Raw genomic sequence first — 19001 nt, 5'->3', positions numbered from 1 at the left:
GAGGTAATAGAGAGATTATTATTGAATCCAAACTTGGTGAGGTAAAGAAATATTTAGTAAAACTTTCAAACCAGATTTTGGTACAGGAAAATGATTATGTTAGAGCTGGTATGGCTTTATCTGACGGTTCTATTACTCCTGAAGATATCCTTGCAATTAAGGGACCTTCAGCGGTACAACAGTATCTTGTAAATGAAGTGCAGGAAGTATATCGCCTTCAGGGTGTAAAAATTAATGACAAGCACTTTGAAGTAGTTGTACGCCAGATGATGCGAAAAGTTCGTATTCAGGACTCTGGAGATACAACATTCCTTGAAAATCAGTTGGTACACAAAGACGACTTTATCAAAGAAAACGATGAGATCTTTGGTATGAAAGTAGTGGAAGATTCAGGTGAATCAGAAAACCTTAAGGCAGGCCAGATTATTACAGCGCGAGAATTGAGAGATGAGAATTCAATTTTGAAACGTGCAGATAAGAATTTGGTTACTGCGCGTGATGCTGTGTCAGCTACGGCTACACCAATTCTGCAGGGTATTACAAGGGCCTCGTTACAAACCAAATCGTTTATTTCTGCGGCATCGTTCCAGGAAACAACAAAGGTCTTGAATGAAGCGGCTGTAAGTGGTAAAATTGATTACCTGGAAGGATTGAAAGAGAATGTTATTGTAGGTCATAAAATTCCTGCCGGTACCGGTATGAGGGATTATGAAAATATAATCGTAGGCTCAAAAGAGGAGTACGATGAAATTATGGCTCGCAAAGAAGAATTAAAGTTTTAAAATCATTAACCCTCAATTTTCTAATTGAGGGTTTTTGTTTGTTACACGGGATTATTTTTTGAAGTGAACAATGGAAGAAAAAAATCAGAAACAACAACAGATAAATATTGAGCTGGACGAAAAAATAGCTGAAGGAATCTATTCCAATTTGGCCATTATAAATCATTCTGTTTCAGAATTTGTTGTCGACTTTATAAGCATGATGCCGGGAGCACCAAAAGCGAAGGTGAAAAGTAGAATTGTCCTTACTCCTCAGCATGCGAAGAAATTTTTAAAAGCGCTTAATGATAATGTTAGTCGTTTTGAAAAGGCTCACGGTACTATTAAAGATTACGAGCAACCTCCAATTCCGTTAAATTTCGGTCCTACTGGAGAGGCTTAATTAAAAAAACCCATGAAGTATTCATGGGTTTTTAATTTTTGGTACATACTGTGACCTAATTATTCAAATTCTGAAGTAAAATGCAGTTTGACAGTGGGATATTTCTGTTGAGTCATTTGTAATGAAAATTGAGAATCTGCCAAAAACACCAGTTGTCCGCGCTTATCCTTAGCCAGGAATTTCTGTTTTACTCTAATAAATTCTTTAAACTCTTCATTATTAGGATCTTCCGGATCAACCCAGCAGGCTTTGTGAACAGGAAAATTCTCATAGGTACATTTTGCACCGTACTCATGTTCTAATCTGTATTGAATTACTTCGTATTGCAAGGCGCCTACAGTACCTATAACTTTTCTGCCATTAAGTTCCAAGGTAAATAACTGCGCAACACCTTCATCCATTAACTGGTCAATTCCTTTATTTAATTGCTTGGATTTCATCGGATCTGCATTGTTGATATATCTGAAATGCTCCGGAGAAAAGTTGGGGATACCTTTATAATGTAAAATTTCACCCTCTGTTAATGTATCACCAATTTTAAAATTACCGGTGTCATGCAATCCCACAATATCGCCGGGATACGATATATCTACTATTTCTTTTTTTTCTGCAAAAAATGCATTGGGACTTGAAAATTTCAATTTCTTATTGAGCCTTACATGCAAATAGGGCTTGTTGCGCTCAAATGTTCCTGATACAATTTTCACAAATGCCAAGCGATCTCTGTGTTTCGGATCCATATTGGCGTGGATTTTAAATACAAAACCGGAAAGCTCGGTTTCATTGGCTTTAACCATACGTTCTTCGGCCATCTTCGATCTGGGATATGGAGCTATTTCAATAAAACAATCGAGAAGTTCTTTTACTCCAAAATTATTTAACGCAGAACCAAAAAATACCGGCTGAAGCGAACCGTCCAGATACTTTTGTTTGTCAAAAGGAGGGTAGACTCCGCTTACCAACTCCATATTATCTCTTAAAGTTTCAGCAGCCCCGGTGCCAATAATGTTCTCTAATTCAGGACTCGTTATATCATCAAAAGCAATTATGTCTGAGATGTTTTTTTTGCTATCTCCACTGAAAAGATTAATATTTTTCTCATAAATATTATAAATTCCCTTAAAATCGTAGCCCATCCCAATTGGAAAACTTAAAGGGGTAACAGTTAATCCCAATTCCTGTTCTACTTCATCCAAAAGGTCAAAAGCGTCCTTTCCTTCTCTATCGAGTTTGTTTATGAATACGATCATGGGAATGCTTCTCATCCTGCAGACCTCCACCAATTTTTTAGTCTGTTCTTCTACACCTTTAGCAACATCTATAACAACAATTACACTATCTACTGCTGTTAGGGTTCTAAAAGTATCCTCCGCAAAGTCCTTATGGCCTGGCGTATCAAGAATATTTATCTTCTTATCCTTATACAAGAATGCAAGGACAGAGGTAGCTACCGAAATTCCACGCTGACGCTCAATTTCCATGAAATCGCTCGTTGCTGCTTTTTTGATCTTATTATTTTTTACAGCTCCTGCCTCTTGTATTGCGCCTCCAAATAGAAGCAACTTTTCGGTAAGTGTAGTTTTACCGGCATCAGGATGCGAAATAATACCAAATGTTCTTCTCCTTTCTATTTCTTTTGAAAAATTCACAGCAAAAATTTGAGCAAAAATAATGCAAATAATATAGCTCAGAGAGAATAGAAAGACTTTTTTAAAATGATTCTCATCGCACTTAATAGTCCATATTCAATGAATTTGAGATTATTAATCTATTTGATTTTAGGGATATTATCGATAAACGGCTAGTAATCTTCGATTTTTGAATTTTTGAGAATTATTAAAAGCTTTTTACAACAGACTTTACCTTCTCATAGTATCAATATTTTTGACGTTTAACGAGTTTTGAGGTCTTTTAAAGATATTTACTAACTTAAGTTTTCAAATGGATTTGATGCTATGTTATTTAACTATATCTTGCAATGATATTTTAGAGAAGCCCTATCTCTTACTTAGTTTTTTCCTACAAAGCCGTGGTGATATGTTTAATTGAAAACTATCATTTATGGAAAAAAATACCCCAACCAAAATACGAGATAAAGCGACTTTAGGCTTTAGCTTGATAACTGCCATTCTAGTTTTAGTTTTTTCTTCTTCTTTTGACACGATTCCGTCAGATTATGATTTTATGACTACCTATGCGGATACGGACACGGATAATGATGGTATAAAGGATCTTATAGATATTGATGATGACAATGATGGTATTATAGATTCAATAGAAGATAAAAACCCAGACGGGGATAATAATCCATTAACGCATCCAACAGACACTGATAAAGATGGGGTTCCCAATCACCTTGATGTCGATTCAGACAATGATGGAATTATTGACAATGTGGAAGCGCAATCGACGCACGGTTATATCGCCCCAAGTGGCATTGATTCTGATGGTAACGGGCTAGACGACAACTATGAAGAAACACCTGGTAGTTGTGGGGGACTGGTACCCATAGATTCAGATTTGGATAGTTATCCTGATTATTTAGATATCGATAGCGATAATGATGGGATTTTAGACAATGTAGAAGCTCAAACTACCGCAGATTTTCAGGCACCCTGTGGCATGGATTCAGATGGCAACGGCCTGGATGACCATTATGAGGAATCTCCAGGTAGTTGTGGTGGATTAATACCTGTAAATACAGATGGTGACTCCCAACCTGATTATAGGGATATCGACTCAGATAATGATGGTATTCTGGATAATGTGGAAGCTCAGGAAGCTGCCAGTTTTCAACCACCCTGCGGTATGGATAGTGATGGCAACGGTCTTGATGATCATTACGAAAATACACCGGGCTCTGGAGAAGGACTCCATCCGATAAATTCCGATAATGACCCCAATCCTAATTTTAGAGATATTGATTCCGAAAATGATGGTCTACCTGATAATATAGAGGCACAGACCACAAGTGGCTATATTCTTCCATCTGGTTTGGATGATGATAAAGACGGCCTGGACAATGCTTACGAAGGAACAGGTGATCAAGGTCTTACTCCGGAGAATACAGACGGTACGGACGAGCCGGATTATTTGGATACGGACACGGATAACGATTTGGTTCCTGATAATAATGAAGGGAACGATTTTAATTTTGATGGGATCCCTGATCAGACATTTACTGGTACAGATACCGATGAGGATGGTCTTGATGATGGCTATGAGGGCAGTGATTTAAATGATCCTTTTCTGGTAAATGACGAAATAACAGACCCGGCAACTGATTTACCGGATACGGATGGTACTGAGGATGTTAACTACCGTGACCTGGATGATGATGGGGATGGTTTGGACACCCCTGACGAGGATGCCAATGAAGATGGCGACCCTACTAATGACGATACCAGTGGTAATGGTACCCCTGATTATTTAGATCCTGATACTACAAATACTGATCCTGATCCTGATACCGATGGAGATGGGGTAAAGGATAGTACAGACCTGGATGATGACAATGATGGTTTGCTGGATACGGAAGAAGATCCCAATCTGGATACTGATGATAACCCGTTAACCAACCCATTGGACAGCGACGGTGATGGTTTTCCAAATCACCTGGATATCGATTCAGATAATGATGGATTACCCGATAATATAGAAGCACAGACCACCAGTGGTTATATATTACCCAATGAAGACGACGAGGCAACTTATGTGACCAATGATGGGGTGAACTCTGCATATTTAGGGGGTCTAACTCCAGTGAATACAGATGGTTCGGACGAGCTCGATTATTTGGATACCGATACGGACAATGATCTAGTGCCTGATAATAATGAAGGGAATGACTTTAATTTTGATGGGATTCCTGATCAGACCTTTACCGGTACAGATACCGATGAGGATGGTCTTGATGATGGCTATGAGGGCAGTGATGTAAATGACCCTTTTGTAGTAAATGATGAAATAACAGACCCGGCAACTGATTTACCGGATACGGATGGCACGGAGGATGTTAACTACCGGGATATTGATGATGATGGTGATGGTCTGGATACTCCTGATGAGGATACTGATGGTGATGGTGATCCTACCAATGATGATTGCAGTGGTAATGGAACGCCTAATTATTTAGATCCGGATACAACCACTTGTGATCCGGATACAGACGGTGATGGTGTGACTGATGAAAATGAAGTCGCAGATGAAACCGATCCAACAGATCCTTGTGATTTTATTTTAGCTAGCCAAACCGTAACTCCTTCCGAGGAATGGGACAACTTAGATTGTGATGGCGATGGGGTTACCAATGAAGATGAGGTTTCGGATGGAACGGATCCTTTAGACTCTTGCGATTTATTACTTGCAAGCCAAACGGTAACACCAACCACAGATTGGAATAACCTGGACTGCGATGGCGATGGTGTAACTAACGGTGACGAAGTTACCGATGAAACCGATCCATTGGATCCTTGTGATCTTTTACTGGCTAGCCAAACAGTAACGCCTTCAGACGAATGGAATATTCTGGATTGTGATGGCGACGGGGTAACTAATGGCGATGAAGTTTCGGATTCAACAGATCCCTTAGATCCTTGCGACTTTAACCAAGACAGCGTAACGCTTACACCAAGTGGCGATTATTTAGTAGCAGATTGCGACGGTGACGGGGTAACAAATGGTGATGAGGCTACAGATGGAACAGATCCATTAGATTCCTGTGATCTAATATTGGCAAGCCAAACGGTGACCCCAACCATTGATTGGAGCAATTTGGATTGTGACGGTGACGGCGTAACTAATGGTGATGAAGTTGCTGATGCAACAGATCCATTAGACTCTTGTGATCTTATACTGGCAAGTCAAACAGTAACTCCAACCACTGATTGGGATAACCTGGATTGTGACGGTGATGGGGTAACCAATGGCGATGAAGTTTCGGATGCAACAGATCCTTTAGACTCTTGTGATTTTATACTGGCAAGTCAAACGGTAACTCCAACCACGGATTGGATCAGTCTTGATTGTGATGGCGACGGAGTAACCAACGGGGATGAAGTTTCGGATTCAACAGATCCCTTAGATCCTTGCGATTTTAATCAAGACAGTGTAACGCTTACGCCAAGTGGTGATTATTTAGCGGCAGATTGCGATGGTGACGGGGTAACAAATGGTGATGAGGCTACAGACGGAACAGATCCATTAGATTCTTGTGATCTTATATTGGCGAGCCAAACGGTGACTCCAACAGTTGAGTGGAATAACCTGGATTGTGATGGCGACGGGGTAACTAATGGTGATGAAGTTGCAGACGCAACGGATCCTTTAGACTCTTGTGATCTTATACTGGCAAGTCAAACAGTATCTCCAACCGATGATTGGGATAACCTCGATTGCGACGGTGATGGTGTAACCAATGGGGATGAAGTTATTGATTCAACAGATCCATTAGATCCATGTGATCTTCTACTGGCAAGTCAAACAGTGACTCCCTCTGAGGAATGGAATCTCCTGGATTGCGATAACGATGGAAATTCTAACGGAACGGACCCTAATCCCCTAATTGCAACAGCAGTGGATGATTCCGGAACGACCCTTCCTTTAACAGAGGTAGTAATTAATATCTTAGCGAACGATGATTACCTTCCTAATAATGATCCCAACAATCTGGGAACTACATCTATAACCAGAATTGGAGGAGACGCAACCGGAATTGTTTCTTTTGATCCGGAAACAGGAGAACTATCATATACTCCATCTGCATCAGAAAACAATATAAATATTACAATTATCTATGAAGTATGTAATACGGATCCTGATCCGGATGTATGTGCTTCGGCTACAGTTACCATATTTGTATCAGATAATCCAATAGATGCCGTTGATGATGATTTTAGTGAATTATTAGCAGATGGCACGGATGGAGGCGTTATAGAAGGAGGTAATATTTTTGATAATGATACTTTGAACGGTCTGGCTCTTGATCCTGCTGATGTAACCTTAACATCAACGCCAACAGGTCCGTTAACAATAAATCCTGATGGTACCGTTAGTGTAGCTCCTGATACGGCCCCGGGTACTTATACCATAGATTATACGATATGTGAGATTGCAAATCCAATAAACTGTGATACTGCAACCGTAACGGTAGAGGTCATTAATGTTACCATAGATGCAGTGGATGATGACTACAGCGATATTTTTATAGATGGTGAAGATGGTGGCATTTTACCGGATAGCAACGTTTTGGATAATGATACCTTGAATGGACTGTCAGTTGATCCTGAGGATGTAACAATTACATCCACACCAACAGGTCCGTTAACAGTAAATACAGATGGCACCATTAGCGTTGCTCCGGATACTCCTACAGGATCGTATAGCATTGAATATACAATATGTGAGAATGAAAATCCAACTAATTGTGACACCGCTACTGTTGTGGTATTGGTTTCAGAAACAATTTCAGGTGCCATTGAAGTCAATCAATTAGTAACGCCAAATAATGATGGCAGAAATGATTTCTTATTTATTAACGGAGTAGAAAATGCGTTGAATAATTCTCTGAAGATATTTAATAGATGGGGTGTTGCTGTTTACGAAGGCAGAAACTATAACAACCAAAATAACGTTTTTGATGGCAGATCAAGAGGGAGATCAACGATTAGTGCCGAAGATTATCTGCCTTCTGGAGTATATTTCTATATCTTTGAGTATCAAAAAGACCAGGAAAATATTTCTAAAAGTGGTTATCTCTACATAAGTAAATAATACATGGTAAAGTATATGATATTTAGCAAGCGCAACTTTGTTTTTCTAATACTGATTTTTACCACAATAGGAGGTTTATTGGCACAGCAAGATGCCCAGTACACGCAATATATGTATAACACAATGAGCGTTAATCCTGCCTATGCTGGTTCAAGAGGGCAACTGAGTATTGCCGGTTTGTACAGATCTCAGTGGGTTGGCCTCGCAGGAGCTCCGGAAACATTTACAATAAATCTTCATTCACCTATAAGGAATAGTAAATTAGGCTATGGAGTATCTATAATTAATGATAATATAGGTGATGGTGTAGTTCAGGAAACTTATTTGGATGGGGTGTTGTCTTATACTATTGACGTGTCCTACGAAGGGAAATTGTCTTTTGGTCTGAACGCAGGCGGTAGTATGCTGAACCTCGATTTTAACGGGTTGAATAATTTTGACAATGAACCTATTACAGGGGATAATATAGATAATAAATTTACACCTAATTTTGGTTTGGGAGTGTATTATCATACCAATAAATTTTACTTAGGAGTATCAGCCCCCAGGCTGATTGCCTCAGATTATTTTGATAATTCCCAACGGGATTCGAATAGTGTGCAATTTCTATCCAGGGAGAAAATCAACTTCTACTTAATCACTGGAGTTGTGCTTGATTTAAACAGTCAGCTAAAATTTAAACCGGCTTTACTGACTAAATTAGTAGGAGGTGCTCCTTTACAAGTAGATCTTTCAGCAAGTTTTTTATTGAATGAGAAATTCTCCTTTGGCCTGGCATACAGATGGGATGCGGCTTTTAGCGCATTAATTGGATTTCAATTATCAGATCAGCTAATGCTTGGTCTGGCTTATGATAAGGAAACTACAGAATTAGGAAGTACTCAATTTAATGATGGGTCATTTGAAGTATTCCTAAGATTCGAATTGGTTAAATCATTTCAGCGTTTAGTATCACCCCGATTCTTTTAAATTTTAATTAAATGACAAAAAAAATACTCTTAACTTCAATCCTGACAGTATTTCTGCTGGCCATGACATTTGCACAGGAAAGACGAGTAGTCAAGGGTAATAAGAAATATGCAGAATATTCATTTAGTCCGGCTATTGATATATATAAGAAAGTACTGGATAAGGGATATGTGAGCAGTGATCTATTGCAAAAATTAGGGAATTCATATTATTTTAATGCAAATTATGAAGAGGCCGAAAAGATTTATAAACAACTTATTGAAACCTATGGTTCAGAAATAGGTCCGGAATATTTTTTTAGGTATGGCCAAACACTTAAAACCCTGGGAGATTATACGAATTCAGATTCTATCCTGGCCCGTTTTTCGGAAATGACGTCAAATGATTTGCGTTCAAAAATAATTAAAACGGCAAAGGATTATAAGGAAGAAATTGCCAGAAATTCCGGCCGTTATGAGCTTGAACTCTTCGAGTACAATTCCAAATATTCAGATTTTGCACCTGCATTTTATAAAGAAGGTTTGATCTTTTCTTCAGACCGTGACACAGGAAACCTTGCCAGATATCGCCATACATGGAATTCCAAAGACTTTCTGGATATTTATAAAGTAAATGCAGACAGTAGTTCCAGTAACCGGGTAGTAAAGATGAATATGATTAATTCCAGACTTCATGAATCTACTTCCGTAGCTACAAAAGATGGTAATACCATTTATTTTACCAGGAATAACTTTATTGATGGCAAATCTAAAAAAGATGAAGAAGGAGTAATTAGATTAAAGATTTTTAGGATTAACTGGAAGGATGGCGAATGGTCAGGCCTGGAAGAGTTACCCTTTAACAGCGATAGCTATTCAGTTGCCCACCCGGCTTTAAGCCCTGATGAAAAAACGCTTTATTTTGCTGCAGATATGCCAGATTCAAAGGGAGAATCTGATATTTATAAGGTTTCTATAAAAGAGGATGGCACCTTTGGTTCACCAATAAATTTGGGTACCCCGATAAACACGGAATCCAGGGAAACATTCCCTTATGTTAGCAGTGAAAATATCCTTTATTTCTCTTCAGATGGTCACCCGGGTCTTGGAGGCCTGGATATTTTTGCGACTAAAATTGACTATGATGATTATTCAAAATCTGTATTAAATGTAGGGGAGCCTGTGAATAGTAAAAAGGATGATTTTTCCTATATAATTAATGAGGAGACTAAAAAAGGGTATTTTGCATCTAATCGCTCCGAAGGAATGGGAGCCGATGATATTTATGGTTTCTTAGAGACCAGACCTTTAAATTTTGAATGTCTCCAACCAATAACCGGTACAGTGCGTGATAAAATTTCCAATGAAGTACTTGTAGGTGCCACGGTCAAAGTAATTAATGAGGATAATGAAGAAGTTCTATCTGCAATAACTGATAACAAGGGAGATTATATCTTAAGTTGTGATTGTAATCAGGGGAATTTTGTAAGGGCACAAACCCAGGGTTATATGCCGGCTGAGGAATATTTACCAATATCTGATGGTAAGCCCATAATAATTGATTTTTATTTGGAACGTGAAATAATCGAAGCAGGTTTTGGGGATGATTTAGCGAAACTGTTGCAATTGAGCACCATCTATTTTGATTTTGGAAAATATAATATCAGACGCGATGCGGAAATTGAAATTCAAAAGGTGATCGCTGCAATGGAAAAATATCCAAGTCTGAAAATAAAGGCTAATTCACACACAGATAGTCGGGGAGCTGATTCATTTAATCTTTGGTTGTCACAAAAAAGAGCTGAGGCAACCGTCGCATATATGATTTCTCAAGGCATAAGTGCGGAGCGTCTTATAGGTGAGGGCTATGGAGAAACCCGTCTGGTAAATGAGTGTGATGATGGTATAAAATGTTCCAGCGAAAAACACCAATTAAATCGCAGATCAGAGTTTATTATTTTGGAATAAAAACTTTCAATTAAAAATAGTTTTTAAAGCAGCTACCAAAAGTAGCTGCTTTATTTTTTATAGGTTTAAAAATCATTAATGGAAGGGCTTCATCGTTCAACTGCACGCCAAATGTCTCCGTAATTTGCTCAAAAAAAATTTGCTAAACTTCGGTAACCCGGCTTTTCACCAGCCGAATGAGCACTTATACAACAAATATTTAATAGAAAGGATTATCAAAGGTATTTTTGATGCTTATAGCTATACCTGTGTATAAAATGAAGCATTGCTCATTGTTATTTGCCTTGATTCTTCTGGCCCTTTTAGGTTCAGCAGTTCAATCATATGGACAGGGAACATTCCTGGATAATTTCAATACTACCTTATATTCCAACAATAACGGAACGGCTAATTTTGCCACAAACTGGGTTGAATCCAATGAGACGACAGATCCCACGAATGGGAGAATATTGATTAACAGCAATCAGTTACGCTTTCAGAATTTAGATGATAGATTCATCACAAGGACTTTAGACCTATCTGCTGCCACTTCAGCCATATTAACATTGGACTTTCAAAGAACTAATGGGAATGAATCCATCCTGGTACAGTTGTTTGATGGGAGTTCGTTTAACACCATAGCTACTTTAGCTGGAAACGGTTCGGTAAATTATACACTAGCGGCAGCGGAAATGTCAGGAACATCAGCAATCAGATTTATTACAGGTAGTGGTAACTGGGGAAATAGCGAGACCATTTTTATTGATAATGTACAGTTTGTGACTACCTCCACGCCATTTATCTCCATTGATGATGTATCGGTTAATGAGAATGCAGGAACAGCAACGTTTACGGCCACTCATTTGGGTCTTCCTACCGGAGGTCCATTTACGGTGAATTACCAAACTGTTGATGGTACGGCTACGGCAGGAAATGATTATACGGCCATTGCAGGTGGTATATTGAGCTTTAACGGAACTGTTGGTGATACAGAAACCATCGTGGTATCAATCACGGACGATACGCTTTTTGAATCTGCAGAAACCTATACCATTCAATTAACAGGAACTTCTGATATTTCAGTCAATATCACTGATACGGGTACTGGGACTATAAATGATAATGAAGTGGTATTCGGAAATACTCCACTTACCCTTTTTAGGGAATTTGATGGTTATATGGACTATACCTCTACAGCAGGTACACTGAGGACACAGCCAAATACGGTAGATCCATGCTCGATTACTACTTCCTCATCCAACACATTGAGTTCTCCAATACCTGCAGGAGCAACAATTGATGCCGCGTATCTTTATTGGTCTCATTCCGGGGCTACTATGGATTCTCAGGTAACTTTTGAAGGTACCACAATAGATGCGCAGGTGGCATATACAAGTTCTATCATAGGGCTTACGTTTTATGGCATGTTTAGTGACGTAACCAGCCTTGTAACGACTATTCCTAATCCATCTGCGAATGTCTATGATTTTTCAGGTCTGACAATAGACAATACTGGTTCTTATTGTGGTAGCAGTGTTGTTTTGGGAGGATGGTCATTGATGATATTTTATACAGATACCAGTCTCCCGGCTTCTACAATTAATCTTTATCAGGGTTTTGACGGGAATCAGAATTCCTCATCCACATTTTCATTAAGCGGTTTTTATGCCATTGGATCTGTGGGTTCGAAAACAACAGCCTTGTCTTGGGAGGGAGATCAGACCCTTGCGAACAATGAATCCCTGCAATTTACAACCCCATTGTCCGGAACCAACCTTCTGACAGGTGACGGAGATAATGATGGGATTTCGGCAAACAATCCGTTTAATTCCACGCATTTTGACAATACTGTATTACCGAACCTTAACAACACCGCTTCCCATGGGGTAGATCTGGATACTTATGATGTATCGGCCTTTATCCTTCCCGGGGAAACCAGCGCAACCACGCAGGTAAATGTAGGTCAGGATTATGTAATCATGAACGCTGTAGTACTCAAGGTACCATCCAACTTAATTACCGGACGAGTATTTGAAGATATGAATTATGGAGGAGGAGCCGGGCGAAACTATGCATCTGCTTCTGGTATTGGATTGCCCGGTGTAACGGTTGAATTATATGATTCAGTGGGTACTCTGGTAGATACCCAAACCACGGATGTATCAGGTTCCTATGTTTTTGCCGGGATGGTTAATGGAACTTATAGTATTCGTGTGGTAAATGGAAGTGTCAGATCTTCGAGACCCGGAGGAAGTGCTTGTACAAGCTGTATACCTGTCCAAACTTTTAAAACCGAATATATAGCCAGTGTTTTGGTAGAAAGGGCAAATGAAGTGGGTGGTGCAAATCCGTCTGCAGCAGATACCGGTGCAGGAGTATTTGCTGGCGCACAAACTTTAGCTTCGGTGACCATAGTAAATGAAGGTGTTGCCGGATTGGACTTCGGTTTCAATTTTAATGCAATTGTGAATACCAATGAAGATAGTCAGGGTTCTTTGGAACAATTTATCGTGAACAGCAATGAATTAGGAGAAACCGGGCTCGATATTGAAGCCAATGGTATTTTTGATCCTGCGGCAGGAGAAGATACTTCTGTATTTATGATCCCACCAACAGGAGATGCCCTGGGAAGAACGGCAGATACAAATTTTGTAAGTGGTTATTTTGATATTTTAATATCTAATGGAAGTCCATTAACCAACATTACCGGCAACAATACCAAAATAGATGGCAGAGCACAAACCGCCTATTCCGGAAATACAAATTCCGGAACAATAGGTTCGGGAGGAAATGCTGTGGGAACTTCTGCCACACTATTACCAAATTTTGATCTTCCTGAGATACAGCTTCACAGAAACAATGGCGACGTAATCATTACAGAAGGTAGTTCTGTAGGGATAAGAAATATTTCCGTATATGCTGGTAATAACTCCGGAATTAGGGTGGATAATGGCTCCCCTACAATATCCAATAATCTATTGGGTGTCAATGCTCTAGGCTCTAATTCAGGGAATATAAATTATGGAGTAGAAATAACCAGTGGTACTACTGTTGTAGAGGGCAATTATATAGCGACCAATACAGATTCGGGAATTTTGATTGACGGAGGTAGCTCTTCCACTATTCAAAATAACCATATAACAACGAACGGTAATGGCCCTTGTGATGATAATATTACAATTGTAGGTGGAACAGGAATCGTGATACAACAGAATTTAATTGAAAATGCCTCGGGTCTAGGTATTGACGGGGATGGAATTTCAGGAAATGTATCAATACTGGAAAATACAATTACTGGTTCTGGCCAGGATGGAGGTACCTGTAGCGGAAATCTTGAAAATGTAGGGATATTGCTTGACGGTAATAATTCTGCTATTACAAATAACATTATATTTTTCAATGGTGGCCCGGGAATCGTTCTGGCCGGAGGTAACACCAGTGGAAATCTGATATCTCAAAACTCCATTTATGCCAATGGAACGGCTACGGATGCTCTGGGTATTGATTTAGACGATTCGGATAACACCGGAGACGGGGTTACCCTGAATGAGAATGGGGATGCGGATAATGGACCTAATGGTTTATTGAATTTTCCAATTATAACAAGCGCTTATATGTCCGGGACTAACCTTGTGATCAAAGGATGGGCACGTCCCGGGGCTACTGTAGAGGTTTTTCTGACCGATGTCAATGAAGGAACTGCCGCGGCGGGAGATAACGAATTAGGCTTTAGTACAGACTATGGTGAAGGTCAGGTATATCTGGGTACTGCCGTCGAAGGAAGTGGTGCTGATCTTGATTCGGGTAGCTCTTCTTATACTGATGTTGACGGAAATACGGACAATACCAACCGTTTTCATTTTAATATAGCAATTCCTCCTATGGCTTCCATTGGTGATTTTATAACTGCTACTGCTACGCTAAGCAACAGTACTTCTGAATTTTCTCCGATGAGTGTGCTAAAAGTACAAACGATCATTACAAATCGAAGAATTACCTATAGGGTTAATCGCAACTAGCCCCTTTTATTATTTTAGCTTAAAAATCGAAAATTTCCCTCTTTATAAATAGTTTATATACAATTAATTAAGTGTATTATACATAATCAAAACCACAGCTTAGTCATAGTTGGTGATTGAATAATCCATCTACGCAACATTTATTTTGCCCTGAAAATCAGAAGGTTAATTTTACATATTACATTAATCCGTACGGAAATTAATATTTCCTTCGGAAAAAAGATTAACCAATGTTGGGAAGAGATACCCTCTTAGTGGTTTATAAAATCAGTTGCAGTCTAGTATTTATCCTGTTTCTTCTTTCATTTGGAGGAGTAAAAGCCCAAACGACCATCTGGGCCGAAGATTTTAATTCATATCCCAATGGTACAATTACAGGAGCCGGAATTGGTACCTCTCCCGTGAATTGGAACTCACAAGCTGGAGCAGGGGTATCAGGAGGACTTATCCTGGCAAGTAACACAAGAAATGTAGCGTCTTCAACACTCGCTAATCCTTTAATTTGGGTAACTGACCCCATTAATATAAATGGCAATACCAATGTTACTTTTAGTTTAAATGTTGGTGCTTTTAATGTTGCCAATTTTGAAGACAGTGGCGGGTCTCAGGATAATTTTACATTGGAGTACAGAATCAATGGAGGAGCAGGCAGTTGGGTCACCGTAGTAAGCGCTTCCGGATCGGCGGCTCAACCAATTAATCCGTCCTACAGTATTTCCGGATTATCCGGTTCAACACTGGAGGTCAGGGCAAATTTTCATAATACTGCAGGGAATGAAAACTATACGATTGATGATGTTCAGGTAACAGGTTTTCCAACAGTACCGAATCAACCACCTGTACTGTCAGCAACTGGCGATCAGGTCTACTGTCCCGGAACGTCTATGCCGATTGTTCAAAGTATAAGCATTACAGATCCGGATGATACGAGTACCAGTGCCGTTTATATTCAGATTTCTACCGGTTATCTAAATGGGGAGGATTTACTCACACTAACAGGAGTTCACCCAAATATTACCTCTTCCTGGGATGCTGTACAGGGAGAATTATCACTACTGGGCCCTGCCACCTATGTTGAATTTGAAGCAGCAATTTTGGCAGTGGAATATACAAGCAGCGCTCCGGTTCCAACAGGCACGAGACAATTTTCTACAACAGTAGGAACAGCTAATTATTTGCCGTCGACAGGGCACTATTACGAATATGTTTCTAATCTTGGAATAACCTGGACCTCGGCCAATATCGCTGCAAATTCAAGAACCTATTTTGGGTTACAAGGGTATCTTGCAACCTTGACTTCACAGGAAGAAGCGGATTTTTCGGGATCGCAGGCTTCCGGCGTTGGATGGATTGGTGGAAGTGATGCTGCTACAGAAGGCGTTTGGTTATGGGTTACTGGCCCTGAAGCAGGCACTAACTTTTGGAATGGAACTGCCGGTGGTAGTTCTCCTAATTTTGCATTTTGGAATACGGGTGAACCAAACCAGTCTGGAAATGAAGATTATGCCCATATCACACACCCCAACGTAAATCCTAATGGGTCCTGGAATGATTTAACAAATACAGGTGCGGCATCAGGAAATTATCAGCCACAAGGCTATGTCGTTGAATATGGGGGTATGCCTGGAGATCCAGTATTAAGCCTAACTGCAACTACAACGCTAAATATGGATACCGTAGATCCAACCGCTAGTAATCCGTCACCTGTTACAGTGTATTGTACCTCAGATGTTCCTGGTGTGGATGTAAATGTAGTTAGTGATGAAGCAGATAATTGTACTTCCAACCCTGTAGTTACTCACGTAAGTGATGTAAGCGATGGTGGAAGCAATCCTGAAATTATTACACGTACCTACAGAATAACCGATGATTCCGGGAATAGTCTTGATGTAACACAGACCATAACCGTAGATTCTATCGAGATTACTACCCAACCTTCTGATCAGAATGTATTTGTTGGCAATAATGCCATATTTGCGGTAAACACTTCAAATGCAGATACATATCAATGGCAACTAAGTACAAATGGAGGAAGTAGTTTCAGCAACATTTCCGATGGCAGTGAATATTTGGGAACGTCAACTACGTCCCTAACAATATTGGCCCCAGAAATCGTCAAAAATGGCTACTTATATAGAGTACTGGTTTCAAACTCAGGTGCAACTTGTCCACAAGTTACTTCAAACTCGGCAATTCTCAATGTTAGGGTAGCCACTGTTATCACAAACCGAAAAATCACTTTCAGGGTTAATAAGAGTTAGAAATAATTTAGATATGAAGGATTGTTCATTCATGATAAATTTATAAACGCTTACTAATTAGTCCTTTAGCTTAAATATTTCTTTTTTTAGTAGTGAATCGGTTATAATCCCACGCTCAAATCCGACAAATAAAATTTCTAATAGTAAATGTCATTTTGAATACTGACATCTGTCAATTGCAGCCATTAAATGGCTATATATCGGTAGATTTAGCAGATACAGTAATCCATACTGGCAAAAATTTCAATGTATTAATTATTACGGGTGTAACTTCTTCAGATGACGGTGACCATTTCAGGGTTATAATCTCAAAAAATATGTATATCTGTAGTGATATTACGTTCAATTTTATGACGCTCAGCATCCATGTAAATACCATAATAATCAATAGAAAATTGTCTGTAGAATAATCAAAAATTAAGATAATTATTTTTGCTCCAAAACAGCTTAAAATGACGATTTTTCTTACACCTTACCCCTCGGTAAGTGCTGATATAATTGGGATAATCGACCAACGAAACCCCAGAAATTTTAAATTATTTTTAGCCAACACTTCAATTATCGATGTTTATACAATGCATTTCAACGAGTACACAACAATTATTTTACCAGGGCAGTCATAGGGTTAATTTTGTAATGTGTAATTAAACCGTTTGAATAATAAACTATTGATTGATGGATTAATCCATCCCCCAGATTATGAATAACTTGACCAACTTAATGAAGTTTAATCAGGCTTGGGTTCTCTACGGACCATGGAGAAATTCTCTCCGGCCAGAACAAATTTCTTTTCTGTTCGAAAAAAGATATTCCCATTGTCAATTTAATGCTGGTTAATCTCTTATAAGAATATGATTTAGTTCATATAATGGAAGACAACCAAATAATATTTGTTACACAATTAGAACTGTTAAGTTGAAATAAATATTAGGTAAAAATAAAGTCATGAAACTAAGACTCTTATTATTAGTATTTCTGGTATCCGGATTTGCTTTTGCCCAAACCACGGTTACGCTGCAAGATCAGTGTAATTGTGAGGTCCTAAGCGGGACTGCTGTGAATGCAGCAGGGGCAATTAATCCATCAGGGGCAGATACAGGAGATATTTATGTAAATACAAACACAGGTACTATTTATTTTTGGGATGGTAATAGCTGGGAGTTAACAGCAACAGATGACCAACAGCTTCAGAATTTTAATTTCAATGGAGCTACTAATACACTGACTTTAGATATTGAAGATGGTAATTCTGTTTCAGTAGATTTATCCTCTTTAAGTAATAGTGGAACGGATGATCAGGCACTTACCCTGGTTGGTAATATCCTTACTTTAGAAGATGGTGGTACTGTAAATCTTGCACCCTATTTAGATAATACAGATGATCAAACCATAACCGCATTTAGTATAGATGCAGCGAATATTCTTACGATTACCTTAGAAAGTGGTAATACAAGAACCGTTGATCTGTCTACCCTGATAGGTACTGATGATCAGACCGCGGCGGAAGTTAATTATGACAATACCACCTCGCTTTTAACGGCGACCAATGTACAGGATGCGATCGATGAGATCAATGCAGCTGCCGGAACGGTAGCTTTGGTTGATAATGGTGATGGCACGTATGATTTCACCGATGCCGCAGGAACGACCACCACGATAACGGATACCTCCATTTCTACTTTGGTAGATAATGCAAATGGAACCTATACCTATACAGATGAGACGGGGGCAACACAAACCATTGATACCAATGCGAGTGCGAACCCTTATGACAATACCACCTCGCTTTTAACGGCGACCAATGTACAGGATGCGATCGATGAGATCAATGCAGCTGCCGGAACGGTAGCTTTGGTTGATAATGGTGATGGCACGTATGATTTCACCGATGC

Annotated in this window: 8 protein-coding genes and 2 pseudogenes; 9 read left to right on the top strand and 1 reads right to left on the bottom strand. The window is 39.3% G+C overall.

What is annotated here, in order from left to right:
- Nucleotides 1-782: pseudogene (locus WBM60_RS07245) on the top strand (DNA-directed RNA polymerase subunit beta'); the annotation flags it as partial.
- A 70-nt stretch (nucleotides 783-852) separates the two neighbouring features.
- Nucleotides 853-1164, top strand: a complete 312-nt coding sequence (locus WBM60_RS07240) for a DUF3467 domain-containing protein (RefSeq protein ID WP_348136814.1) — start codon at nucleotides 853-855, stop codon at nucleotides 1162-1164.
- A 59-nt stretch (nucleotides 1165-1223) separates the two neighbouring features.
- Here the strand turns inward: WBM60_RS07240 and WBM60_RS07235 are convergent, their stop codons facing one another.
- Complete coding sequence (locus tag WBM60_RS07235) at nucleotides 1224-2813, bottom strand: peptide chain release factor 3 (RefSeq protein ID WP_424261072.1); 1590 nt, start codon at nucleotides 2811-2813, stop codon at nucleotides 1224-1226.
- 412 nt (nucleotides 2814-3225) lie between these two features.
- On the opposite strand from WBM60_RS07235, the gene WBM60_RS07230 reads away from it, so the two are divergent.
- The 7 genes and pseudogenes from WBM60_RS07230 to WBM60_RS07200 all read left to right on the top strand — a co-directional run.
- On the top strand, nucleotides 3226-7935 hold the full coding sequence (locus WBM60_RS07230; RefSeq protein ID WP_424282918.1) for a gliding motility-associated C-terminal domain-containing protein: 4710 nt from the start codon (nucleotides 3226-3228) through the stop codon (nucleotides 7933-7935).
- Between the two features lie 3 nt (nucleotides 7936-7938).
- Nucleotides 7939-8904, top strand: coding sequence for a PorP/SprF family type IX secretion system membrane protein (locus WBM60_RS07225; protein WP_424278212.1), 966 nt, complete (start codon nucleotides 7939-7941; stop codon nucleotides 8902-8904).
- Between the two features lie 11 nt (nucleotides 8905-8915).
- Nucleotides 8916-10850, top strand: a complete 1935-nt coding sequence (locus tag WBM60_RS07220; RefSeq protein WP_424259822.1) for an OmpA family protein — start codon at nucleotides 8916-8918, stop codon at nucleotides 10848-10850.
- 230 nt (nucleotides 10851-11080) lie between these two features.
- On the top strand, nucleotides 11081-14848 hold the full coding sequence (locus WBM60_RS07215; protein WP_424278213.1) for a beta strand repeat-containing protein: 3768 nt from the start codon (nucleotides 11081-11083) through the stop codon (nucleotides 14846-14848).
- A gap of 230 nt (nucleotides 14849-15078) precedes the next feature.
- Nucleotides 15079-17109, top strand: a complete 2031-nt coding sequence (locus tag WBM60_RS07210; protein WP_424258786.1) for a C-type lectin domain-containing protein — start codon at nucleotides 15079-15081, stop codon at nucleotides 17107-17109.
- Between the two features lie 155 nt (nucleotides 17110-17264).
- Nucleotides 17265-17519, top strand: a complete 255-nt coding sequence (locus WBM60_RS07205) for a hypothetical protein (protein WP_424258788.1) — start codon at nucleotides 17265-17267, stop codon at nucleotides 17517-17519.
- Nucleotides 17520-18054: 535 nt separating this feature from the next.
- Nucleotides 18055-19001 (top strand): annotated as a pseudogene (locus WBM60_RS07200) (hypothetical protein); the annotation flags it as partial.

Source organism: Eudoraea sp. (genome assembly GCF_049669105.1).
Lineage (GTDB): Bacteria > Bacteroidota > Bacteroidia > Flavobacteriales > Flavobacteriaceae > Eudoraea.
The sequence above is the reverse complement of the archived record's forward strand: the minus strand, read 5'-3'. Positions and strand labels throughout refer to the sequence as shown.

Bases quoted from the DNA above. Each gene is read 5' to 3' on its own strand.
- WBM60_RS07240 (WP_348136814.1), top strand. From the start codon at position 853: ATGGAAGAAAAAAATCAGAAACAACAACAGATAAATATTGAGCTGGAC.
- WBM60_RS07230 (WP_424282918.1), top strand. From the start codon at position 3,226: ATGGAAAAAAATACCCCAACCAAAATACGAGATAAAGCGACTTTAGGC.
- WBM60_RS07225 (WP_424278212.1), top strand. From the start codon at position 7,939: ATGGTAAAGTATATGATATTTAGCAAGCGCAACTTTGTTTTTCTAATA.
- WBM60_RS07220 (WP_424259822.1), top strand. From the start codon at position 8,916: ATGACAAAAAAAATACTCTTAACTTCAATCCTGACAGTATTTCTGCTG.
- WBM60_RS07215 (WP_424278213.1), top strand. From the start codon at position 11,081: ATGCTTATAGCTATACCTGTGTATAAAATGAAGCATTGCTCATTGTTA.
- WBM60_RS07210 (WP_424258786.1), top strand. From the start codon at position 15,079: ATGTTGGGAAGAGATACCCTCTTAGTGGTTTATAAAATCAGTTGCAGT.